The sequence below is a fragment of the Pseudomonas graminis genome, assembly GCF_001705435.1.
GTDB classification, from domain to species: Bacteria; Pseudomonadota; Gammaproteobacteria; order Pseudomonadales; family Pseudomonadaceae; genus Aquipseudomonas; species Aquipseudomonas graminis_B.
This window is the reverse complement of record NZ_MDEN01000060.1, coordinates 207,903-229,101: the sequence shown is the minus strand read 5'-3', so window position 1 is coordinate 229,101 and position 21,199 is coordinate 207,903. Positions and strand designations below refer to the sequence as shown.

The window sequence follows — 21,199 nt, the reverse complement described above, 5'->3', positions numbered from 1 at the left end:
AAAGGTATGCCGTATGTTACGAAGCGTCTAGGTCGCGGCTTTTGACCTGGCTCAATGAAAACTCGATTAGGGTGTGCCTGTTAACGGCCACTCACTGCTCATCCGGCATTTCGTACACCAGAATCTTGTCCGCTTCCATCTGGTAACCCGCGTCGGCCAATTCGCTGGTCGAGGATTTGACCTGCATCGGACCTTCGATCCAGTAGGGTTGGTACAGCTCGTCCACCTTCACGCCCAGTTCGCTCGTCACGTGGACGATCTGATTCGGCGGCGGTGGGGGCACGTGAATGCAGGCGCCGAAGTAGGGCACCAACAGAAACTCTGTCACCCGGCCTTCCTCGCTGACTTCCAGCGGCACGATATACCCCGGCAGCCGCACTCGCTGGCCATCGAGCGATTTGACCACCGGCGCATGGGGCGCCAGTTGATGGGCGGCGGGCGCCGACTCGACTGACAGGGTGTCCGCCATGCTCGACAGGTTGTGAATGGGCGCGGTGATCAGCTTCACCGGCGGTGCGTCAGGCGGGATCATTTCCTGCCACGTCAGCACGCGCAGGTCCTGCGCCCACAACGGCGTCACGACGAGCATTATCAGCATCCAACCCATCCGCATCACAACGACCTCATAAACGAATCGACAACCCGTCTGCCAGCGACTGGCGATAGGCTCGCCACGCGGGCACGGTGCCCATTAACACGGCAGCGCCGAGAATGCCTGTCAGCAGCGTCCACTCGTACGTGCTGGGCAGCGACAGCGGCAAATACAAACCGTAATTGGCCTGCACGTAACCCTGCGCGGAGGCGATGCCGATGTAAAGCAGTGCCAGGCCGCAGACCGAGCCCCCCAGCGCCAGGGCGAAGGCTTCCAGCACCAGCAGACTGGCGATGTGCCAAGGCCGTGCCCCCACCGAGCGCAGAATCGCCATCTCGCGACGCCGCTCGTTGAGGCTGGTGAGAATCGCCGTCAGCATGCCGATCAGCCCGGTCAAGACAACGAACAACGAGATCACGAACAGCGCTTTTTCAGCGGTGCCCATCAGGCTCCACAGCTCCTGCAGCGCCACCCCCGGCAGAATCGCCAGCATCGGTTCGCCGCGGAACTCGTTGATCTCGCGCTGCACGGCAAAGGTCGCGATCTTGCTGTTAAGCCCGAGCATGAAGGCAGTGATGGCCGTGGGCGTGAGGTCCATATTGCGTGCCTGATCGGCACTGATCCGACCGGCGCCTTGTGCCGGCACGCCGTTGTGCCAGTCGATGTGAATGGCCTCCATGCCGCCCAGGCTGATATGCAGCGTGCGGTCCACCGGCGTGCCGGTGCGTTTGAGAATGCCGACCACGGTGAACGGCTTGTCGTCATGCTTGACCAGACTCACCGTCGCGACGCCGTGGGCCAGCACCAGCTTGTCGCCGAGCTTGTAATGCAGCGCGTCCGCCACTTCCGCGCCGAGCACCACTTCAAACGGGTCGGTGGCAAACGGCCGGCCGTCGGCCATTTCGAGATGCTGCTGACGACCGTACTGGTAGTGCTCGAAATACGATTCATTGGTGCCCATCACCCGATAGCCGCGATGGCTGTCACCCAGGGAAATCGGGATCGCCCACTTCACCTGCTTGCTGTTGGCGAAGTGCTCGAAGCTGTCCCAGCGAATGTTGTTGGTGGCGTTGCCGATGCGGAATACCGAGTAGAGCAGCAGGTTGACCGAGCCCGAGCGCGCGCCGACGATCAGATCCGTGCCGCTGATGGTGCTGGCGAAACTCGCGCGCGCTTCGGTGCGCACCCGTTCGACCGCCAGCAGCAGGCAGACGGAGAGGGCAATGGCGAACGCGGTGAGGAAGGCAGTGAAGCGGCGGTTGGCGAGGCTGGCCAATGCCAGACGAAGAAGATACATCTCAAACCTCTGCGGCGACGGCGGCGCGATTGAGTTCGGCCAGCGACAGGTTGCGGTCGAACAGCGGCGCCAGGCTCTGATCATGGCTGACGAACAACAGGCTGGCACCGGCCTCGCGGCATTCGGCGAACAGCAGCTGAATGAAGGCCTCGCGGGCGTCGGCATCCAGCGCCGAGGTGGGCTCGTCGGCGATGACCAGTTCCGGCTGGCCGATCAGGGCGCGTGCGGCAGCGACGCGCTGCTGCTGACCGATGGACAGCGAGTCGGCGCGGCGGCCCAGCATTTCAGGGTCTTTCAAGCCGAGGTGAGCGAGCAGGGTTTCAGCCGCTTTGTCGACGCTGCCGTGGCGCTGGGTCGCCCGCTGGGTGCGTAATGTGGAAAAGCGGCAGGGCAGCTCGACGTTCTCGCGCACTGACAAAAACGGCAGCAGGTTGAACTGCTGGAAAATGTAGCCCGTGTGATCGACACGAAAGCGGTCCCGCGCTCCGGCCGAGAGCTGTGTCAGCTCTTGACCGAGCAGGCGAACGCTGCCGCGACTCGGGCGCTGCACACCGCCCAGTAGACCCAGCAGCGTGGTTTTACCGCTGCCGCTGGGGCCTTTGAGGAACAGGGTTTCGCCGGCATCGAGGCGAAACGCCGGAATGTCCAGCAGTTGCGGATGCCCCGGCCAGCTGAAGCCGAGTTCGGACAATTCAATGAGCGCTTGAGTCATGGCCACACGTGCGTCTGAAAAGTGATCGACCGGGAAGCCCGGTCGCTGATGGAGCGGCGTTGGTTAAAACTTGATCGCCGGATTGCTCGGACGCACTTCGGCGCCCATCTGGCGTTTCGGTGTCACCAACTGCACCTGAATGGTCTGGGTGGCCGGGAAGCTTTTGAACAGTTGGGTCAGATCGAGCTTGTTGAACACATTTGGCGCGCTGCAGGTGAATTGATAGTGGCCGTGAATTTCGCTGTGCTCGTGTTCGGCGGCGTCGCCATCGGCGTGGTCGTGATCGTCGTCATCCTTGTCGCCGAACAGCGTGCTTTCCACACGTTGTCTGGTGGCGGTGCAGCCGGCCGCTTCCGGAAGACTGAACAGCGCGTGGGGCTTGAGCAGGGTTTCCTTGGCCAGGGCCAGGGTCATTTTGTCTGCGTCGGTGGTTGCCGGGTGCTCGAAGCCGACGATATTCATGGCCGGGGTGTCGAGTTCCAGTTCCAGCGTGCGGCCGTCCAGCGCCATATCCAGCCGCGCGACACCGTGGACGTGCGCGCCGAGACTGCCGTGCTCATGATCATGGTCATGTTCATCGGCCGCGAAGGCGACGGCGAGGGGCAGCAGGGCGAAGGGCAGGGCGAGTAGCAAACGACGCATGGGGGAAAGCTCCGGAAGCGAGTCTGAAATGTGTTATGTAATCTTATAACAATGTGTGGCGCCGTTTCTTAACTTTTTCAGGCAGCGCTTATGGAGGTGCGTCGCGGAGGGTTCAGGGATCACGTGCAGGTCGCCAATTCCTGTGGGACCATGCCGGTCCGCCCTATCAGAGGACACACCCCATGCTGCGAATCCGTGGAACCGTCGGCGATCTGCCGGTGGATCTGACTGTGGAAATGGACGACGCCGATTGGGCTCGGCTGGGTGTTCAGTTGGGCACGCAGGTGCGGGAAGCGTCTGCGCCCACTGATACGCCCGTCAAGCCTGTCGCCAGTCGCAACGATGCTGTCTGGGATATCGCTCAGGCGCTGTTGCGCAAGGCAGGTCACCTGAACGGGCCGGATCTGCTCGGTCAGCTGGAAGGTCTGTCGGGCAGCACCGCTGCGGGCAAACGCCTGATGGTGCGCATGCGTCACAGCGCCAACGTGAAAGTGGAAAGCCAGGGCGACACGCCGGTGTATCACTGGGTTGAGTGATACACAGCCTGCAGGATCCCCATAGGACCGCGTAGATCTATGGGACTGGCTCGGCCCGTCAATGTAGGACGAGCTTCAGCCGGGAAGGCTAGTAAAGCGCCGCAAACAACCGACGACGATAGGTAGTCACCAGCGGGTGATCATTACCCAGCAAGTCGAACACCTGCAGCAGCGTCTTGTGCGGCTGGCCTTCGTTGTAGCTGCGGTTGCGGACGAACAGCTTGAGCAGTCCCTCCAACGCGGCTTCGTATTGCTGACGGGACAATTGCTGGATCGCCAACTGGTGCGCGGCTTCATCGTCCTGCGGGTTCTGCGCCAGGCGCGATTTCAGCTCGGCGGCGTCAGGCAACGCGGCGGCTTCGGCCAGAAACGTCAATTGCGCCTTCGCTCCGGCCAGCGCGGCTTTGTGCTCATCGCCTTTCACCGCGTCCAGCACCGTGCGGGCTTCCGTCAGCTCGCCGCGTTCGGCCAGGCAACGCGCGTACAGAATCAGCGCCGCAGCGTTGGTGTTGTCCTCGGCGAGGATGGTCTGCAGGACCGCTTCGGCTTCGGCAAAATGGCTCTCGGCAAACATCGCCTGCGCGGTTTTCAGCGGGTCGGCGGCGGCTGGCGGCGGCATCTGCACATGGGGCTCAAGCAGCGCGCGGATTTGCGATTCAGGCTGGGCGCCGGAGAACCCATCCACCGGTTGGCCGTCCTTGAACAGCACCACAGTAGGCAGGCTGCGAATGCCGAAGCGCGCCACGATGTCCTGTTCAGCGTCGCAGTCGACCTTGGCCAGCAGCAATTCGCCCTGATAACTCTCGGCAATCTGCTGCAGCAGCGGCATCAGCACCTTGCACGGCGCACACCACTCGGCCCAGAAATCCACCAGCACGGGTTTGTGAAAGGAATTCTCGATGACCATCTGATCGAAAGTGGCGGTGGTGGCATCGAAGATGTACGGCGTGTCCTGGCTCATCGCGGGTCTCGAAAGAAGGCTTGATGGCGCGAACTATAAAGGGCTGGGGGGATTGTCGGAAGCGCGGTTGATGCCTGTCGCTAAATTGCAGGCGCTAAGCGAGTCATGACCTGACCGCATGGTAAAGACTCACCCTGCGAAACTCCCACGGTTCGGCCAGATCGGGCAGCGTCAGCGCCTCAAGAATGCCCAGCCGCCGATACAGAGGATGCTGGAAATCCCGCACCCGGGAATCAGCCACCAACGCTTGTTTCCCCCGACTGAGAAACTGATCCAGCAGCGGAAGGTTGGCGCGGTCGTACAGCACGTCCGCCACCAGGATCAGGTCGAAGCGATCTTCCTCGGCGAAGAAGTCGCCCGAATACTCAAGCGTCACGCCGTTCAGCTCGGCGTTGGCCCGGCAGGCCTCGATGGCCTGCGGATCGAGATCGCACGCAACCACTTCAAGGGCGCCGGCTTTCATCGCCGCAATGCCTGCGACGCCCGAGCCTGCGCCGAAATCCAGCACCCGCTTGCCCGCGACCCACTGCGGCTGCTCGGCAATAAAGCGCGCCAGCGCCAGGCCACTGGCCCAACAGAAACTCCAGTAGGGCGGGTCTTCAAGAATGCGCCGGGTTTCTTCGGGGCTGAACGCGCGATCCATATTGTTCGCGTCGATCAGCCACAACCTCAGGTCCGTGCCCGGTAGCGCTTCGGCCACCAGTTGCGCATCGCCCAGCAGCTCGCTCAATGCGGCTTGCAGGTGAAGCGGAGCGGTCACGGCGCGGGAGCGAATTGCAACTGACCCAGCGCCTGAGTGGTGGGTTGAGTGATCAGCACGGACGGCAGATGCAGAATCAACTGACCCGACTTGCTGGCGCGACCACGCAGTTCCACGCGCGCGCCCAACGGGAAGGCTTCCGGATTGAAGCGCAACTGGAACGGCAGCGACTGGTTGTTTCCCACCAGTTTGGTGCTGGTCAGCAGCTTTTGCGGGCGGTTGCGATCGTCAATGACCAGCAACGCCAGTTCGACCTCTGCGCCGGCCGGCACGCCCAGCAACTGGCCGCTCAGTTCGCGCTGGAAGGGCTGCAGCGGACCTTGCCCTTCCGGCAGCGTAATGGCGTTGGGGGCAGGCTTGGCGGGGGCGGCAGGTTTCGGCGCCTCGGCCGTGCTGCAGGCAGCGAGCAGGCCCACAAGGCTGATTACAGCAAGCGTACGTAGCGTCATGAACAGCTCCAGAAAAAGCAGAATGCGGGCGGGATACGCACGGGATAGCGCAGTATCGCTGAGTGCGGCCGGTTTCACCGCACTGAATGCGCGTCTATATACCTCAAAGCCTCGCACTTGTCTTGCCAGCGAGATGCGCTACCATGGCCCTCCCTTTTTTTGTTGCCTGCCACCATGCACTGTCCCTTTTGCGGTGCCAACGACACCAAAGTCATTGACTCGCGCCTTGTTGCTGAAGGCGATCAGGTTCGCCGCCGCCGTGAATGCGTCGCCTGCGAAGAACGCTTCACCACATTCGAAACCGCTGAACTGGTTCTGCCCCGGCTGATCAAGCAGGACGGCAGCCGTCAGCCCTTCGACGAAGAGAAGCTGCGCGCCGGCATGCAGCGCGCGCTGGAAAAGCGCCCGGTCAGTGTCGAACGTCTGGAAGCGGCCCTGGCACACATCAAAAGCAAGCTGCGCGCGACCGGCGAGCGCGAGGTCAAATCGCTGATCGTCGGTGAGCTGGTGATGGGCGAATTGCAAAAGCTCGATGAAGTGGCCTACATCCGCTTTGCTTCTGTTTATCGGCGGTTTCAGGACCTCAACGAATTCCGCGAAGAAATCGACCGACTGGCTCGCGAGCCGGTTAAAGAGTGAGCATGACCTCCACAGAGCAAAGCGTGCTCGACGCAGCCTATATGGCGCGGGCGCTGGAACTGGCGCGCAAGGGCGTCTACTCGACGCACCCCAACCCGCGTGTCGGCTGCGTGATCGTGCGTGATGGCGCCATCGTCGGCGAAGGCTGGCACGTGCGCGCCGGCGAACCCCACGCCGAGGTGCATGCCCTGCGCCAGACGGGCGACAAGGCAAAGGACGCGACCGCTTACGTCACCCTCGAACCCTGCAGTCATCATGGGCGCACCCCGCCGTGCGCCGACGCGCTGGTCAACGCCGGTGTGGCGCGCGTGGTTGCTGCGATGCAAGACCCCAATCCCGACGTCGCCGGCCGTGGCCTGTTGCGCCTGATGATCGCGGGTATTGCGGTGCAGAGCGGCGTGCTCGAAAGCGAAGCGCGGGCGTTGAACAAAGGGTTTCTCAAACGCATGGAACACGGCCTGCCCTACGTGCGGGTCAAGCTGGCGATGAGCCTCGACGGACGCACGGCCATGGCCAGCGGTGAAAGCCAGTGGATCACCGGCCCCGAAGCGCGCTCGGCTGTGCAGCGCCTGCGAGCGCAGTCGAGTGTGGTGCTGACCGGCGCCGATACCGTGCTGGCCGATAACGCACGACTCACCGTGCGGCCTGACGAGTTGGGCCTGAACGCCGAGCTCACCGCATTGGCCGCGACCCGACCGCCGTTGCGCGTGTTGATCGACGGGCGCTTGCGGGTGCCCCTCGATGCGCCTTTCTTTAAAGCGGGCAGTGCGCTGGTGGTGACCTGCGCGGCTGCCTCGGCCCGCGAGCGTTACCACGACGAAGGCCACGACATGCTGGCGCTGCCAAGCAGTGGCGGGCACGTCGATCTGCGCAAACTGTTGGTCGAACTGGCCGCCCGTGGCGTCAACGACGTGCTGGTCGAGGCCGGGCCCAAGCTCGCTGGCGCGTTTACCCGGCTCGGTCTGGTGGATGAATACCAGATCTTCGTGGCGGGCAAGTTCATGGGCTCGTCGGCGCGGCCGTTGCTGGACCTGCCGCTGGCGCAGATGAGCGAAGCGCTCGAGCTCAAGATTGTTGAAATGCGTGCAGTCGGCAATGACTGGCGAGTCATTGCGATACCCGCGTCGCACCCCGGCGTATAATTCCGGCTTTCGCGTTCAGCGCTGGCCCTGTTTTCCAGGAGCACCCATGTTTACCGGCATCATCGAATCCATCGGCAGCATCCGCGCCATCACTCCGAAAGGCGGCGACGTCCGCGTCTACGTAGAGACCGGCAAGCTAGACCTCTCCGACGTCAAGCTGGGCGACAGCATCGCGGTCAACGGGGTCTGCCTGACCGCCGTTGAATTGCCAGGCGACGGCTTCTGGGCCGACGTCAGCCGCGAAACCTTGAACGTCACTGCGTTCGTCGATCTGAAAACCGGCAGCAGGGTCAATCTGGAAAAAGCCCTGACCCCGACCACGCGCCTGGGCGGCCATCTGGTCAGCGGCCACGTCGACGGCGTCGGCGAAGTGCTGTCCCGGGAAGAAAACGCCCGTGCGATCCAGTTCCGCCTGCGCGCCCCCCGCGAGCTGGCCAAGTACATCTCCCACAAAGGCTCGATCACCGTCGACGGCACCAGCCTGACCGTTAACGCAGTCAATGGCGCCGAGTTCGAGCTGACCATCGTCCCGCACACCCTCGCCGAAACCATCATGGGCGACTACCGCGCGGGCCGTAAGATCAATCTGGAAGTCGACCTGCTGGCGCGTTACCTCGAGCGTTTGCTGCTCGGTGACAAAGCGGCCGACCCGACGCCGGCCCAGGGCGGCAACATTTCTGAAAGCTTTCTGGCCGCCAACGGCTACCTCAAATCCTGAATCGAAGGGGGTGCCGCGTGGCGCTCAACAGCATCGAAGAACTGGTTGAAGACATTCGCCAAGGCAAGATGGTCATCCTCATGGATGACGAAGACCGCGAGAACGAAGGCGATCTGATCATGGCCTCCGAGTGCGTCAAGGCCGAGCACATCAACTTCATGGCGCGTTATGCCCGTGGCCTGATCTGCATGCCGATGACCCGCGAGCGCTGCGAAACCCTGAAACTGCCGTTGATGGCGCCGCGCAATGGCTCGGGCTTCGGCACCAAGTTCACCGTGTCCATCGAAGCCGCCGAAGGCGTCACCACCGGGATCTCCGCCGCCGACCGCGCGCGCACCGTTCAGGCGGCTGCGGCCAAAGAGGCCAGAGCCGAAGACATCGTCAGCCCTGGCCACATCTTCCCGTTGATGGCCCAGGCCGGCGGCACACTGTCCCGCGCAGGCCATACCGAAGCAGCCTGCGATCTGGCGCGGATGGCCGGTTTTGAGCCGACCGGCGTGATCTGTGAAGTCATGAACGACGACGGCACCATGTCCCGTCGCACGGAGCTGGAAGCTTTCGCAGCCGAGCACAACATCAAGATCGGCACCATCGCCGACCTGATCCATTACCGGATGATCCACGAACGTACCGTTCAGCGGATTGCCGAACAGCCCCTCGACAGCGAACTGGGCCATTTCAATCTGGTGACCTACCGCGATTCCGTTGAAGGCGATGTCCACCTGGCGCTGACGCTGGGCAAGATCTGCGCAGAAGAAGCCACGTTGGTTCGCGTGCACAACATGGACCCGCTGCGCGACCTGTTGATGGTCAGACAGCCCGGCCGCTGGAGCCTGCGCGCTGCCATGAAGACTGTGGCCGAGGCTGGCAGCGGCGTGGTGCTGCTGCTCGGTCACCCGCTCGATGGCGACACGGTTCTGGCCCATGTGCGTGAAACCGCCGGCGGCACACCGATCAAGACGCCGACCACTTACAGCACCGTCGGTGCCGGTTCGCAGATCCTTCGTGACCTCGGCGTGCGCAAAATGCGCTTGATGAGTTCACCAATGAAGTTCAATGCGATATCCGGTTTCGATCTGGAAGTTGTAGAATACGTGCCCTCCGAATAAAGGCCGGCAGGTGACAGGCCCCGACAGCATTCAGCCGTTGGTGGTTTTTGTCCCGGCAGTCGCCCGATTCGTGGCCTAAAATCCCTGAAAGCGCGCGCCCTATGCGCGCTTTCATGCTCTTTAATACGAGAACACGAGACTCAGCCGAATGACCCTGAAGACCATCGAAGGTACCTTCATCGCCCCCCAAGGTCGCTATGCCCTGGTGGTTGGCCGCTTCAACAGCTTCGTCGTCGAAAGCCTCGTCAGCGGTGCCGTTGATGCCCTGGTTCGCCATGGCGTGAGCGAAAGCGACATCACCATCATCCGCGCACCGGGCGCGTTCGAAATCCCGCTGGTTGTGCAGAAGGTCGCTCAACGCAGCGAATTTGCTGCCATCATCGCGCTCGGCGCCGTCATTCGTGGCGGCACCCCGCACTTCGAATACGTTGCTGGCGAATGCACCAAGGGCCTGTCCCAGGTGTCCATGGAGTTCGGCGTGCCGGTCGCCTTCGGCGTCCTGACTGTTGATTCCATCGAGCAGGCGATCGAGCGTTCCGGCACCAAGGCCGGTAATAAAGGCGCCGAAGCTGCGCTGTCCGCCATTGAGATGGTCAGCCTGTTGGCGCAGTTGGAGGCCAAGTGATTAACGACGAAAGCGATCAGTTCAACCCGCGTGATCCACGTGCGGCAGACGCCGGCAAGCCCTCCAAAAGCGAAAAGCGCCGCGCAGCTCGCCAGATGGCGATGCAAGCCCTTTACCAGCGCCACATGGCTGGCCAGTCGTTGAACGAAATCGAAGCCCAATTCCGCGTCGACAACGACTTCACCTCCGTCGATGCGAGCTATTTCCACGACATCCTTCACGGTGTCCCGGCCAATCAGGACAAGATCGACGCGGCGCTGGCGCCTTGTCTGGACCTGACCATCGAAGAGCTGGACCCTGTTGAACTCGCTGTCCTGCGTCTGTCGACCTGGGAGCTGCTGGAGCGCATCGACGTGCCGTACCGTGTGGTCATCAACGAAGGCATCGAGCTGGCGAAAGTCTACGGTTCGACCGACGGCCACAAGTTCGTCAACGGCGTGCTCGACAAGCTGGCTCCGCGTCTGCGCGAAGTCGAAGTGAAGGCGCACAAGCGCTGAGGCTTCTGGGTTTCTCCAGAACCTGAGCGTCTCCGCCATGGGCGAGTTCGAGCTGATCCGCAATTACTTTGCCGCTGCGCCCTGCGCGCAGCCCGGCGAAGGCGTTGCCTTGGGGATCGGCGACGACTGCGCCCTGTTGTCGGTGGCCGCTGGCGAGCAACTCGCCATCTCCACTGACACGCTGGTCGCCGGGGTGCATTTCCCCGACGGCTGCGATCCTTTCCTGCTTGGCCAGCGCGCACTCGGCGTGTCGGCCAGCGACCTGGCCGCCATGGGCGCCAGTCCCCTCGCATTCACCCTTGCCCTGACCCTGCCGCAGGTTTCCGCCGACTGGCTGGAAGCGTTCGCCCGTGGTTTGAATACCATGGCCCAGAGCTGCGGCCTGCGCCTGATCGGTGGCGACACGACGCGCGGTCCCTTGAGCCTGACCCTCACCGTCTTCGGCACAGTCCCGACCGGGCAGGCCTTGACCCGAAGCGGCGCGCGGCCTGGCGATTTGTTGTGCGTGGGCGGTCCGCTGGGCGACGCGGCCGGGGCGCTGCCGTTGGTGTTGAACCAGCGCAGCACCGAGGCGTCTACCACTCAGGCCTTGCTGGCGCGTTACTGGTCGCCGCAGCCGCAGTTCGAGTTGGGCATTGCGTTACGCGGCCGGGCCAGCGCGGCGCTGGACATCTCCGACGGACTGCTCGCCGACTGTGGACACATCGCAGCGGCATCGGGCGTGCGTTTGCTGGTGGAGCGCGAGAAAGTGCCGATGTCTGACGCGCTGCTGACGTTTTTCGGGCCTGACGCGGCGTTGAATGCCGCGCTCAGTGGGGGCGATGACTACAGACTGGCTTTCACGTTGCCGCCATCATGGCTGGCTGAACTGCAGGCTGCCGACTTGCCTGTTTTCGTTCTGGGTCGAGTGGTCGAAGGCCACGGCGTGGCGCTGGTTGACGCACTTGGGCAGGACGTCACCCCGTTGACTCGGGGCTATCAACATTTTCAGGAGACACGGTGACAGATCATCCTAATCAGGTCCCGGCGGAAAACGTTCCCCCGTCGGTATGGACCAATCCGTGGCATTTCCTGGCCTTCGGTTTCGGCTCAGGCACACTCCCCAAAGCGCCCGGCACCTGGGGCTCGATGGTCGCCGTACCGTTCATCCCGTTGTGGCAAATGCTGCCGGACTGGGGCTATTGGCTGATGCTCGGCCTGACCATGCTGTTCGGCTTCTGGCTGTGCGGCAAGGTGGCCGACGATCTGCGCGTCCACGACCACGAAGGCATCGTCTGGGACGAGATGGTCGGCATGTGGATCACCCTGTGGCTGGTGCCCGAAGGCTGGGTCTGGCTGCTGGTGGGTTTCCTGGTGTTCCGCTTTTTCGACATCCTCAAGCCCTGGCCCATCCACTGGATCGACAAGCACGTGCACGGGGGCGTCGGCATCATGCTCGATGATGTGCTGGCCGGTGTGTTCGCATGGCTGGCGATGCAAGGGCTGGTCTGGTTGTGGGCCGTGATGTAGGGGCTGCGCTCATGAGGCGTTCAGGCGGGGTATGGCTGCTGAGTCTGGCGTTGATGATGACGAGTGTGTGGGCGACTGCCGGCGCTGCAACCATTGCACCGATGTTTGACAAACCCTCCGACATCCTGCTGGTGAGCGAGCACTGGATTCGCTACACCGAAACCGACGGCACGGGGCTGGGTTGGGACCTGATGCGGGAGATCTTCGAGCCGGCTGGCGTCAAGGTCGAGCAGCGCATCGAGCCCTACACCCGCGCGGTCGGGCTGGTGCAGCGCGGCGAGGCCGATGCCTGGATTGCCGCCTACAAGGGTGAGGTCGAGGGCGCGCTTTATTCAAAGTGGCACTACGACACAGACGAAATCTACACTCTGGGTCTGGCGTCAAAGCCGCCCCCTTCGCTACAGACGCTGGGCAAATATCGTCTGGCCTGGGTCCGCGGCTACGAGTATCAGCACTATCTGCCCAACGTGATGCACTTCAACGAAGTCGCCCGGCGTGACCACATTGTGCCGATGCTTGAATATGGGCGCGCGGATCTGTACATCGATGCCAAGCCGGAGATGGACTTCATCCTCGCGCAAACCAGCGACCCGCAGCGCTATCGACTGACCTACCTCACTGCCATTCCTCTGTATCTCGGCTTCGCGGATACTCCCCGAGGCCATGCGCTGCGGGATCTGTTTGACGTGCGGATGAGCGATCTGGTGCGCAGCGGCAAGCTGCGGCCGATCTTCGCGCGCTGGAAGCATGCGTATCCATTCGATTCAGGCGATGCTCAGTCCCGCGCTGGCGAGAGCCACTGATCAAACGAGTTGATCTGATTGGCTCACAATTCAGCCTAAGCGTCTGTCGGAACCTGCTGTTACAATGTTGCGAATTTCCAGCCCTCATACTGATCAGGAGCACCCGGTGCCCGTCGTATTTGTCGCGGCTTCCAAGCTGCCTACCCCCTTTGCCACTTTCAAGATGAATGGCTTTCTCGAGCAGGAAAACGGTCGCGAGCATGTCGTGCTGACCTTGGGCGATGTATCCGATGGCGCCCCGGTGCTCGGCCGTGTGCATTCCGAATGCCTGACGGGTGATGCGCTGTTCAGTCAGCGCTGCGATTGCGGTTCCCAGCTTGACGCGGCGTTGCGCGCCATCGCCGCCGAAGGCCGTGGCGTGCTGTTGTACCTGCGCCAGGAAGGCCGCGGCATTGGTTTGATGAACAAGATCCGCGCGTATGAATTGCAGGACGGCGGTGCCGACACCGTTGAAGCCAACGAGCGCCTGGGCTTCGCCGCTGACCAGCGCGATTACGGCATTTGCCTGCCGATGCTTGAGCACCTGGGCATCAAGTCTCTGCGTTTGATGACCAATAATCCGCGCAAGGTCAAAGCGCTGACCGACATGGGCATCACCGTCGCCGAGCGCGTGCCGCTGCACACCGGCCACAACCCGCACAACAAGCTCTATCTGGCGACCAAGGCCGGCAAGCTGGGTCATATGATGGGCAACGAGCATCAGAGCGAAGTCGACCCGGCATGACACGCGGCAGCCTGCGCCGTGGTCTTGCGCAGGCTCGACGCGCTTGATGCGCCCACTGAGTGCCTGCCTGCTGTTGCTGATCGCTTTTCAGGCCGGCGCTGCACAGCGGGTCGTCAGCCTCGCACCCTCTCTTACCGAAATCGTTATCGAACTGGATGCTGCCGATCTGTTGGTCGGCGTGCTCGATGGCGGCCCGCGCCCGGAGAAGGTCGCGGGCCTGCCTTCGGTGGGCCGATACGGGCAGCTCGACATCGAGCGCCTGCTCAGTTTGCAGCCCGATCTTTTGCTGCTATGGCCCGGCAGCGTCAGCGCGGCCCAGCGCGATCAGTTGAAGCGCCTCAACATTCCCACCTACACCGCTGAGCCTCACACGCTGAACGAGCTGGCTGATCAGATCGAACAGATGGGTGAGCGCCTTGGCCGCGCTGACCGTGGACGACAGGCAGCGAAGGACTTCCGTGAGCGATTGGCCGCGTTGCGTGAGCGGTATCGACGCGATGCCCCTTTGAAAGTCTTTTACCAAGTGTGGGATCAGCCGCTCTATACGGTAGGCGGGGGGCAGATCATCAGCGATGCACTGACCGTGTGCGGCGCACGCAGCGTCTTTGATGACCTCAAACTGCCTGCGCCTCAGGTCAGTCTCGAGTCAGTGCTGCAGCGCGACCCGGACGTGATTCTGGCCAGTGATGCCGTGTTGTTGCCAGGATGGAAGACTTGGTCGCAGTTGAAGGCGGTGAAAGCCGGCCGCCTGCTTGCCGTGCCCGACAAAGGCCTCGAACGAGCCAGCGGGCAAATGGTGGGCGCGGTGGCGAAAGTGTGCAGCGTGATCGCGCCAGATCGCTAAATCAGGCGGCTATACATTTACAGCGTCGGCGTCCAGGTCACGCCAAACATCCACGTCCGGCCCTCTTCGCGATAGCCGTAATTGCTGCCATCGAAGCTGTACAGCGTGCGACTGTAACGTTTGTCCAAGGCGTTATCCAGCTTGAACTCCAGCTTCACGTCGTCGCTGGCCTTCCAACTGCTGCGCAAACCGAACAACGAATAACCTCCGACATGCTGGGTGTTGGCCTCGTCGTTGTAGCTGTCACTGACGGCCTGCCAGCTGGCGCCGACGCCGAGCCGATCAAACTGCCGATCAATATCGAGATTCAGGGTGCGGCGAGCGCGACGGTTGAGCGTGTGCCCAGTGTCTCGGTCACGCGGGTCGATGACCGACGCCCCAAGCTTGCCGGTCCAGCCGAACAGTTGCTGCTCAAGTGACCCTTCGAAACCATTGATCCGTGCCGAGCCGATGTTCTGGGGGCGAAAGTCGCTGTCGAGGGCGATCGCGTCCTGCAGGTCGGTGCGATAGAGCGAAGCCTCAAGACGGGCGGTTTCGCTCAGACGACTGCGCCATTGCAGCTCGTAGCTTTTGGAGTGCTCGGGCTTGAGATTCGCGTTGCTGAAATCCGGGTAATACAGGTCATTGAATGTCGGCGCGCGGAAGCCTTCGCTGTAGGAAAGCAGCACGTCGTTGGCGTCATTGAGCGGAACGGTGAGCGTGCCGCTCCAGGTGTTCTGGCTGCCGAACTGCTCATTCTGATCATGGCGCAGCCCCAGCTCGGTGGAGAAATGCTCGCTTTTGAAACGGTGCTGAACGAACACCGCGCGGTTCCAGCGGCTGTCCTCTTCGAACGCCGTGCTGCTGTTGACACGGTCCTCGTACCAGTCGCCCCCCAGCGTCAGGCTGTTGCGCTCGTCCAGCGTCAGGTCGTTCTGCCAATTGACCGAGTCGCGGTAGGTGTTGAACACGTAGTGATCGTCGCTCAGCTTATCCAGCGTCTTCTCGCGGTTCTCGCTATGGCCCAGTTCCAGACGGGTTTTCCAGGTCTGGTTGATGCGGGCGTCGACGTAAGTGCCGAGGCTGCTCAGCTCAAACTTGCTGTATTGCTGCTGACCCACGGTGTTGAGCGTGACCGGGTCGAACAGACCGAACGGGTTGTCGAACTCGGTCTTGCCCCGGTTATCCAGCGCGTTGAGACCCACTTCCACGTCGTCGTTGAGCCAGTGGCTGAGGTTCAGGCTCAGGGATTTATTGCGGTAGGCGTCGTGGTCGTCATCGCTGGCGAAGGACGGGCCGGTACGGTTGATGCCTGCCGTTTCATCCAAACTGGTACTGAGGTTGAAACGCGTTTGCTGGTCGCCGCCCGACAGACCGAGGCTCTGCTGCTGCGTGCCGCGATTGCCGAAACCCGTATGCAGCCGAGCTTGCAGCCCTTGCTCGGCGCCTCGTCGGGTGAATATCTGAATCACCCCGCCAATGGCGTCCGCGCCGTAGATGACCGAACGTGAACCGCGCAGCACTTCCACGCGCTCGATCTGCTCGACGTCGAGGTATTGCAGGTTGCTGTCCGCCGACGTGGCATTGGCAATGCGCTGGCCATCGACCAACACCAGACTCTGCGCAGCCTTGGTCCCGCGAATGAAAATCCCCGGCAAACTGCCCCGGCCGCCGCTGGGCGCCACTTGCACACCGGGGACACGACTCAGCAGGTCAGTGACGCTACTCGGTTGCAGCCGCTCGATGTCAGCGCGAGTGAACACGGTGTTCGCCGCACTGCTGGCGTCCCGCTGTTCGACCTGACGATTGCTGCTGATCAGCACACTGTCCAGCTTCAGGGCGCGTTCGCGATCAGGCTGATCGGCAAAGACCTGCGTGGCGGGGATCAGGGAGAAGGCGAGGGCAAGACGGGAAAGGGTCATTTGATTGATCGCATAACTTGCAGGCATGACCGGGGTGGACTGCACCTCGGTCACGCTTGCGAGAGGCTACATCTTCAACAGGCGCTGGTTGATCGACGCTTCGATGCCAGCGACATCCAGCCCGCACTCAGCCAGCATCTGCGCTGGTTTGGCGTGCTCGACGTACACATCCGGCAGGCCCAGGTGCAGGACCGACTTGAGAATGTTCTCCCGCGCCAGGAACTCGCTGACCGCCGCGCCCGCGCCACCCATGATGGCGTTTTCTTCGATCGTCACGAGCAGGTCGTGGCTGCCGGCCATTTCGCGCACCAGTGACTCGTCCAGCGGTTTGACGAAGCGCATGTCGACCACGGTCGCATCAAGCTTCTCCGCCACGATTAGCGCTTCGGTCAACTGCACGCCGAACACCAGCATGGCGACTTTGCTGCCTTGACGGCGAACCACACCCTTGCCGATTTCCAGCGGTTCGAGACGGCTCTCGATCACGGCATTGGGACCGTTGCCGCGCGGGTAACGCACGGCTGCGGGGCCTTTGAACAGGTGGCCGGTGGTGAGCATCTTGCGCAGCTCGTTTTCATCGCTCGGCGTCATGACCAGCATGCCGGGGATGCAACGCAGGTACGACAGATCGAAACTGCCGGCGTGGGTCGGGCCGTCTTCGCCCACCAGCCCAGCGCGATCGATGGCGAACAGCACGTCCAGATTCTGCACGGCGACGTCATGAATCAGCTGGTCGTAACCGCGCTGCAGGAACGTAGAGTAAATCGCCACTACCGGCTTGGCGCCTTCGCAGGCCATGCCCGCTGCCAGCGTCACCGCGTGCTGCTCGGCGATGGCGACGTCGAAATAGCGCTCCGGGAAACGTTCGCTGAACGCGACCAGATCCGAACCTTCTTTCATGGCAGGCGTGATACCGACCAGACGCTCATCCGCTTCGGCCATGTCGCACAGCCACTGGCCGAACACGCCGGAATACTTGGGGCCGCCGGCTTTTTTGGGCACGACAGGTGCGTTCAGCGGGTCAAGCTTGGTGATCGCGTGATAGCCGATTGGATCGACCTCGGCCGGCGCGAAGCCTTTGCCTTTCTTGGTGACCACGTGCAGGAACTGCGGACCCTTGAGGTCACGCATGTTGCGCAGGGTGGCGATCAGGATAGGCAAGTCGTGTCCGTCGATCGGACCGATGTAGTTCCAGCCGAGCTCTTCGAACAACGTGCCGGGGACCAGCATGCCTTTGGCATATTCCTCGGTACGACGGGCGATTTCCCACGCGCCGGGCAGACGCGACAGTACTTTCTTGCTGCCTTCGCGCATGCTCGTGTAAGTGCGGCTTGAGAGGATTTTCGCCAGATAATTCGACAGCCCGCCAACGTTGCGCGAGATCGACATGTCGTTGTCGTTGAGGATCACCAGCATGTCGGCGCTGACTTCGGGGGCGTGGTTCAGCGCTTCGAAGGCCATGCCGGCGGTCAGTGCGCCGTCGCCGATCACGGCAATGGACTTGCGCTCACTGCCTTGCAGCCGGGAGGCGATCGCCATGCCCAGCGCGGCGCTGATGGAGGTGCTGGAGTGACCGACGCCAAAGGTGTCGTATTCACTCTCGCTGCGACGCGGGAATGCCGCCACTCCGCCTTTCTGGCGCAGGGTCGACATGTGTTCGCGACGACCCGTGAGGATTTTGTGCGGGTACGCTTGGTGACCGACGTCCCAGACCAGCCGGTCGTCGGGGGTATCGAAGACGTAGTGCAAGGCCACGGTCAGTTCGATGACGCCGAGGCCGGCGCCGAAATGGCCGCCGGTCTGGCCGACGGTGTAGAGCAGCTCCAGGCGCAGTTCGTCAGCCAGGGCTTCAAGCTCTGCTTCACCTAAGCGGCGCAGGCCGTCCGGCGTCACTGCCTTGTCAAGCAGGGGCGTGGACGGGCGCTCGCGGGGAATCTCTTTGAACGTCGTGGGCATCAGGCGAATCGTTATAAGTAAAAGAGGCGGCAGTTTACCTGATGCATTGCCGGCTGCGCACGATGTGCAGCAACGGGATGTTCAGGGGCAACGATTGCCGGCGAAATCAGGCAGCGGCAGCAAGGCTGCCGACACCCGGTAAGTTTTATGACCTGCGCTCAGTTGCGGCGTTCGACGATATAACGCGCCAAGGCTCGCAAGGGTTCGGCCGATGCGTCGTACGGTCGCAGGGCCACGAGGGCCTGGTCGCGCAACTCAAGTGCGTAATGTTTGGCTTCTTCCAGGCCCAGCAGCGCGGGGTAGGTCGGCTTGTCCCGGGCGATATCGGCGCCCTGGCGTTTGCCCAGCGTGGCGGTATCGCTCTCGACGTCGAGAATGTCGTCCTGCACCTGAAAGGCCAGGCCGATGGCGCGGGCGTAAATCTGCAGCGAATCGAGCTGGACCTGGGTTGCGTTGCCGCTGGCCAAGGCGCCGAGCCTGACGCTGGCTTCGATCAGTGCGCCGGTCTTGTGCCGGTGCATGAATTCCAGCGCCGTCTGGTCGAGCTTGAGTCCGACAGAGCCGAGATCAATGGCCTGTCCGCCGACCATGCCGGCAGGGCCGGATGCACGGGCGAGGGTGGCGACCATCTTCAGCCGGGTCTCGGCGTTCTGTGGGGTCAGTGCGTTATCGCTCAGTACGCTGAAAGCCAGGGTCTGCAGACCATCGCCGGCGAGAATCGCGCAGGCTTCGTCGAAGGCTTTGTGGGTCGTGGGCAGGCCGCGACGCAAATCGTCGTCGTCCATGGCCGGCAGGTCGTCGTGCACCAGCGAATACGCGTGGATCAATTCGACGGCGCAGGCTGCGCCGTTGGCGTGCTCGGCGTTGCCGCCCAAGGCTTCGCAGGCGGCGTAGACCAGCAGCGGGCGCACGCGCTTGCCGCCATTGGTGACGCTGTAGCGCATGGCGGCGTAAAGGCGGGTCAATTCAGGAGCGGGCGCATCGAACAGCGTCTCCAGCGCCGCATTTACGCGAGCCTGGCTGAGTGCCTGATACGCCGCGATCATTCCGGCTGTTCCGCGTCGAACGGCTCTTCGGCCAGTTCGCCGTCGCGCTCCAGCAAGACCTGCACCTTCTGCTCGGCCTGGGCCAGTGCGCTCTGGCACTCGCGTGTCAGGCGGATGCCTTGTTCGAAGGCGGTCAGTGAGTCTTCCAGCGACAGCTCACCGTTCTCCAGACGCTCGACGAGCGTTTGCAAATCCGTGAGGGACTGTTCGAAATCCAGTGCAGCTTTCTTGCGGGCCATGGCGGCTATCCCGGTAGACGTTAAACCGGCGCGACACTAGCAGAGCGCACGCATCGGGGCAAATGAGAAGGGATACGCAGGTGACGGCTTGCAGTGCATCACTCCCACAAGAATTGCATCAGCCTCGCGGATGTTGGCCGCAGATGATGGACGTGTGGGAGTCGAGCTTGCTCGCGAAGGGGGCCGCACATCGGCTCAATCTTCTGCGGCTGAAATACCGTCTTCGCGAGCAAGCTCACTCCTACAGGATCTGCGCTTTCGCGCGACTGACTATGCCTGCACGATCAGCGCGTCGGCGCAGGCGCGGCGTCGATCTTCACCCGAAGCAGGCTGTAGGGCTTTTCGCGCAGGTCCTTGCCATCGTGGAAACCGGCCTGGCGCTGCAGCTGGTTGGCGGTGAAATACAGATACCCGTCCGGCCCCACCGACAACGTGTCCGGCCACAGCACGCGAGGGTCGTGAACGATGGTCTGCCAGCTGCCGTCCGCCAGGCGTTTGCGGATGCCGTTGTGCTCGTAGTCGCCGGCGTAGACCGCGCCGTTGGCGTCTGCTTCCAGGCCGTCGGACGCGCCTTTTTCGCCGAGGTCTTTGACCGCTCCGTTCAGTTGAGCCTCGCTGACGTTGGCATCACGCAGCATGGTGGTGGGCACCGCATACAGGTGGCGGCTGGAAAGCGCGCTGAAATACAGCGTCTTGCCGTCAGGGGACAGCGCGATGCCATCAGACGCAACGGCCATGGTTTTCGGCTTGCCATCCGGACCTTTGGTGACCAGGGCGGCCTGGCCTTCGACCACCGGCTTGAAGTCAGGGTCGGCCGACGTGGATTTCGCGCCGCTCAAACGACGGGTCGCCTTGCCGCTGGCGATGTCCATGACGATGATCGCGCCGGGCCCGGAGACCGACGAATCTGTCACGTAAACCGTGCCTTCCTTGCCAGCGCGGAAATCAAAACGCATGTCGTTGACGTAGGTGCTCGGCAGGATGACGTTGGCCGGGAAGACCAGGGTTTTGACCACCTTGTTACTGGCCAGATCAACCGCCACCAGCTTGGCGCCGCCGGCTTTAGGCGCGGCGAAATTCGGGGCGGCAGTGTCCAGCAGCCAGACGCGGCCCTGACCGTCGGCGACCACGCTCTGCACGCTGATCAGCCCTTTGGCCGGGTCTTTTGGGTCTTCTTTGTTGATGGCTGCATCGGGGTAGGCGACGCCCTTGCCGTCACGGATTTCGCCTACGGTAAACGGCACGTCGTCGCCCCAGTGCGGGTAGTTGACGAAGATGCGCCCGGTTTCCGTCACGGTCACGCCGGTGGGCATGGCGTCGTGAAAGGTGAACACCTGCTCAAGCTGACCGATGGTTTTCTCCGCCGGTGCATTGGCGGGTAGTGCGGTGGCGGTCGTGGCTGCGATGCCGGTCTGGCTGATCAAAGCGACTGACAGGGCCAGCGCTGACAACATCATGTTCTGCTTCATGGACACAAACGGCTCCCGGCCTGCCGCAG

At 62.7% G+C, this 21,199-nt stretch carries 24 protein-coding genes; 12 read left to right on the top strand and 12 right to left on the bottom strand.

The genetic code is table 11. From position 1 onward, the window contains the following. Positions 1–91: 91 nt before the first annotated feature. The 4 genes from BBI10_RS10400 to BBI10_RS10385 all read right to left on the bottom strand — a co-directional run bounded on the left by BBI10_RS10400 (position 92) and on the right by BBI10_RS10385 (position 3,243). Positions 92–607: a DUF3299 domain-containing protein gene (locus tag BBI10_RS10400; protein WP_083233080.1), complete on the bottom strand. Its 516-nt coding sequence runs from the start codon at positions 605–607 to the stop codon at positions 92–94. A 16-nt stretch (positions 608–623) separates the two neighbouring features. After that, on the bottom strand, positions 624–1,889 hold the full coding sequence (locus BBI10_RS10395) for an ABC transporter permease (RefSeq protein ID WP_065988440.1): 1,266 nt from the start codon (positions 1,887–1,889) through the stop codon (positions 624–626). A gap of 1 nt (position 1,890) precedes the next feature. Then, entirely contained in the window at positions 1,891–2,601 is a 711-nt protein-coding gene (locus tag BBI10_RS10390) for an ABC transporter ATP-binding protein (RefSeq protein ID WP_065988439.1), read from the bottom strand. A 63-nt stretch (positions 2,602–2,664) separates the two neighbouring features. Next, positions 2,665–3,243 (bottom strand): DUF2796 domain-containing protein, encoded by a 579-nt coding sequence (locus tag BBI10_RS10385; protein ID WP_065988438.1) that lies wholly within the window; start codon positions 3,241–3,243, stop codon positions 2,665–2,667. A 182-nt stretch (positions 3,244–3,425) separates the two neighbouring features. Between BBI10_RS10385 and BBI10_RS10380 the strand changes: the two genes are divergently transcribed. Further along, positions 3,426–3,779, top strand: coding sequence for a hypothetical protein (locus BBI10_RS10380; protein ID WP_065988437.1), 354 nt, complete (start codon positions 3,426–3,428; stop codon positions 3,777–3,779). An 88-nt stretch (positions 3,780–3,867) separates the two neighbouring features. Here BBI10_RS10380 and trxA read toward each other — a convergent pair whose 3' ends face one another. The 3 genes from trxA to BBI10_RS10365 form a co-directional block, all read right to left on the bottom strand. Further along, positions 3,868–4,740: a thioredoxin gene (gene trxA / locus BBI10_RS10375; protein ID WP_065988436.1), complete on the bottom strand. Its 873-nt coding sequence runs from the start codon at positions 4,738–4,740 to the stop codon at positions 3,868–3,870. Between the two features lie 103 nt (positions 4,741–4,843). Further along, positions 4,844–5,500 carry a class I SAM-dependent methyltransferase gene (locus BBI10_RS10370; protein ID WP_065988435.1) on the bottom strand — a complete coding sequence of 219 codons (657 nt, stop codon included), beginning with the start codon at positions 5,498–5,500 and terminating at the stop codon, positions 4,844–4,846. After that, positions 5,497–5,949, bottom strand: a complete 453-nt coding sequence (locus BBI10_RS10365; protein WP_065988434.1) for a hypothetical protein — start codon at positions 5,947–5,949, stop codon at positions 5,497–5,499. Before BBI10_RS10365 ends, BBI10_RS10370 begins: the two co-directional genes overlap by 4 nt. A gap of 174 nt (positions 5,950–6,123) precedes the next feature. Here BBI10_RS10365 and nrdR point away from each other — a divergent pair, with 174 nt between their 5' ends. The 11 genes from nrdR (at position 6,124) to BBI10_RS10310 (ending at position 14,559) form a co-directional block, all read left to right on the top strand. Further along, positions 6,124–6,588 carry a transcriptional regulator NrdR gene (nrdR, locus tag BBI10_RS10360; RefSeq protein WP_065988433.1) on the top strand — a complete coding sequence of 155 codons (465 nt, stop codon included), beginning with the start codon at positions 6,124–6,126 and terminating at the stop codon, positions 6,586–6,588. A gap of 2 nt (positions 6,589–6,590) precedes the next feature. Continuing rightward, entirely contained in the window at positions 6,591–7,730 is a 1,140-nt protein-coding gene (gene ribD, locus BBI10_RS10355) for a bifunctional diaminohydroxyphosphoribosylaminopyrimidine deaminase/5-amino-6-(5-phosphoribosylamino)uracil reductase RibD (protein ID WP_065988432.1), read from the top strand. A 46-nt stretch (positions 7,731–7,776) separates the two neighbouring features. Beyond that, a complete protein-coding gene (locus BBI10_RS10350; protein WP_065988431.1) occupies positions 7,777–8,448 on the top strand; it encodes a riboflavin synthase in 672 nt (223 codons plus the stop codon). A gap of 17 nt (positions 8,449–8,465) precedes the next feature. After that, positions 8,466–9,557: a bifunctional 3,4-dihydroxy-2-butanone-4-phosphate synthase/GTP cyclohydrolase II gene (gene ribBA / locus BBI10_RS10345; RefSeq protein WP_065988430.1), complete on the top strand. Its 1,092-nt coding sequence runs from the start codon at positions 8,466–8,468 to the stop codon at positions 9,555–9,557. Between the two features lie 148 nt (positions 9,558–9,705). Beyond that, positions 9,706–10,182, top strand: a complete 477-nt coding sequence (gene ribH / locus BBI10_RS10340; protein ID WP_037017809.1) for a 6,7-dimethyl-8-ribityllumazine synthase — start codon at positions 9,706–9,708, stop codon at positions 10,180–10,182. After that, positions 10,179–10,679 carry a transcription antitermination factor NusB gene (gene nusB, locus BBI10_RS10335; protein WP_065988429.1) on the top strand — a complete coding sequence of 167 codons (501 nt, stop codon included), beginning with the start codon at positions 10,179–10,181 and terminating at the stop codon, positions 10,677–10,679. Before ribH ends, nusB begins: the two co-directional genes overlap by 4 nt. A gap of 37 nt (positions 10,680–10,716) precedes the next feature. After that, complete coding sequence (gene thiL / locus BBI10_RS10330; RefSeq protein ID WP_065988428.1) at positions 10,717–11,682, top strand: thiamine-phosphate kinase; 966 nt, start codon at positions 10,717–10,719, stop codon at positions 11,680–11,682. After that, the gene (locus tag BBI10_RS10325; protein ID WP_065988427.1) at positions 11,679–12,188 is read left to right on the top strand and encodes a phosphatidylglycerophosphatase A family protein; all 510 of its coding nucleotides are present in this window, start codon (positions 11,679–11,681) and stop codon (positions 12,186–12,188) included. The genes thiL and BBI10_RS10325 overlap by 4 nt, the downstream gene beginning before the upstream one ends. A gap of 11 nt (positions 12,189–12,199) precedes the next feature. Then, positions 12,200–12,991: a substrate-binding periplasmic protein gene (locus tag BBI10_RS10320; protein WP_065988426.1), complete on the top strand. Its 792-nt coding sequence runs from the start codon at positions 12,200–12,202 to the stop codon at positions 12,989–12,991. 106 nt (positions 12,992–13,097) lie between these two features. Continuing rightward, a complete protein-coding gene (gene ribA / locus BBI10_RS10315) occupies positions 13,098–13,715 on the top strand; it encodes a GTP cyclohydrolase II (protein WP_065988425.1) in 618 nt (205 codons plus the stop codon). Between the two features lie 46 nt (positions 13,716–13,761). After that, positions 13,762–14,559 (top strand): cobalamin-binding protein, encoded by a 798-nt coding sequence (locus BBI10_RS10310; protein WP_065988424.1) that lies wholly within the window; start codon positions 13,762–13,764, stop codon positions 14,557–14,559. A gap of 17 nt (positions 14,560–14,576) precedes the next feature. On the opposite strand, the gene BBI10_RS10305 is transcribed toward BBI10_RS10310, so the two are convergent. The 5 genes from BBI10_RS10305 to BBI10_RS10285 form a co-directional block, all read right to left on the bottom strand. Next, on the bottom strand, positions 14,577–16,460 hold the full coding sequence (locus BBI10_RS10305; RefSeq protein WP_065988481.1) for a TonB-dependent receptor domain-containing protein: 1,884 nt from the start codon (positions 16,458–16,460) through the stop codon (positions 14,577–14,579). Positions 16,461–16,526: 66 nt separating this feature from the next. Then, positions 16,527–18,416 (bottom strand): 1-deoxy-D-xylulose-5-phosphate synthase, encoded by a 1,890-nt coding sequence (dxs, locus tag BBI10_RS10300; RefSeq protein ID WP_065988423.1) that lies wholly within the window; start codon positions 18,414–18,416, stop codon positions 16,527–16,529. A gap of 158 nt (positions 18,417–18,574) precedes the next feature. Continuing rightward, entirely contained in the window at positions 18,575–19,462 is an 888-nt protein-coding gene (gene ispA / locus BBI10_RS10295) for a (2E,6E)-farnesyl diphosphate synthase (RefSeq protein WP_065988422.1), read from the bottom strand. Beyond that, positions 19,459–19,701 (bottom strand): exodeoxyribonuclease VII small subunit, encoded by a 243-nt coding sequence (locus tag BBI10_RS10290; protein ID WP_062384761.1) that lies wholly within the window; start codon positions 19,699–19,701, stop codon positions 19,459–19,461. Before BBI10_RS10290 ends, ispA begins: the two co-directional genes overlap by 4 nt. 284 nt (positions 19,702–19,985) lie before the next feature. Beyond that, positions 19,986–21,155, bottom strand: a complete 1,170-nt coding sequence (locus BBI10_RS10285) for an L-dopachrome tautomerase-related protein (RefSeq protein ID WP_432213746.1) — start codon at positions 21,153–21,155, stop codon at positions 19,986–19,988. Positions 21,156–21,199 lie beyond the last annotated feature (44 nt).

What these genes read in the sequence shown, in the direction of transcription:
- thiL (WP_065988428.1), top strand. Translation starts at nt 10,717, where the DNA reads ATGGGCGAGTTCGAGCTGATCCGCAATTACTTTGCCGCTGCGCCCTGC.
- BBI10_RS10400 (WP_083233080.1), bottom strand. Translation starts at nt 607, where the DNA reads ATGGGTTGGATGCTGATAATGCTCGTCGTGACGCCGTTGTGGGCGCAG.
- BBI10_RS10320 (WP_065988426.1), top strand. Translation starts at nt 12,200, where the DNA reads ATGAGGCGTTCAGGCGGGGTATGGCTGCTGAGTCTGGCGTTGATGATG.
- BBI10_RS10385 (WP_065988438.1), bottom strand. Translation starts at nt 3,243, where the DNA reads ATGCGTCGTTTGCTACTCGCCCTGCCCTTCGCCCTGCTGCCCCTCGCC.
- trxA (WP_065988436.1), bottom strand. Translation starts at nt 4,740, where the DNA reads ATGAGCCAGGACACGCCGTACATCTTCGATGCCACCACCGCCACTTTC.
- BBI10_RS10350 (WP_065988431.1), top strand. Translation starts at nt 7,777, where the DNA reads ATGTTTACCGGCATCATCGAATCCATCGGCAGCATCCGCGCCATCACT.
- ribH (WP_037017809.1), top strand. Translation starts at nt 9,706, where the DNA reads ATGACCCTGAAGACCATCGAAGGTACCTTCATCGCCCCCCAAGGTCGC.
- BBI10_RS10310 (WP_065988424.1), top strand. Translation starts at nt 13,762, where the DNA reads ATGCGCCCACTGAGTGCCTGCCTGCTGTTGCTGATCGCTTTTCAGGCC.
- ribD (WP_065988432.1), top strand. Translation starts at nt 6,591, where the DNA reads ATGACCTCCACAGAGCAAAGCGTGCTCGACGCAGCCTATATGGCGCGG.
- ispA (WP_065988422.1), bottom strand. Translation starts at nt 19,462, where the DNA reads ATGATCGCGGCGTATCAGGCACTCAGCCAGGCTCGCGTAAATGCGGCG.
- BBI10_RS10305 (WP_065988481.1), bottom strand. Translation starts at nt 16,460, where the DNA reads ATGACCCTTTCCCGTCTTGCCCTCGCCTTCTCCCTGATCCCCGCCACG.
- nrdR (WP_065988433.1), top strand. Translation starts at nt 6,124, where the DNA reads ATGCACTGTCCCTTTTGCGGTGCCAACGACACCAAAGTCATTGACTCG.
- BBI10_RS10395 (WP_065988440.1), bottom strand. Translation starts at nt 1,889, where the DNA reads ATGTATCTTCTTCGTCTGGCATTGGCCAGCCTCGCCAACCGCCGCTTC.
- BBI10_RS10380 (WP_065988437.1), top strand. Translation starts at nt 3,426, where the DNA reads ATGCTGCGAATCCGTGGAACCGTCGGCGATCTGCCGGTGGATCTGACT.
- BBI10_RS10365 (WP_065988434.1), bottom strand. Translation starts at nt 5,949, where the DNA reads ATGACGCTACGTACGCTTGCTGTAATCAGCCTTGTGGGCCTGCTCGCT.
- BBI10_RS10390 (WP_065988439.1), bottom strand. Translation starts at nt 2,601, where the DNA reads ATGACTCAAGCGCTCATTGAATTGTCCGAACTCGGCTTCAGCTGGCCG.
- BBI10_RS10285 (WP_432213746.1), bottom strand. Translation starts at nt 21,155, where the DNA reads ATGTTGTCAGCGCTGGCCCTGTCAGTCGCTTTGATCAGCCAGACCGGC.
- BBI10_RS10290 (WP_062384761.1), bottom strand. Translation starts at nt 19,701, where the DNA reads ATGGCCCGCAAGAAAGCTGCACTGGATTTCGAACAGTCCCTCACGGAT.
- dxs (WP_065988423.1), bottom strand. Translation starts at nt 18,416, where the DNA reads ATGCCCACGACGTTCAAAGAGATTCCCCGCGAGCGCCCGTCCACGCCC.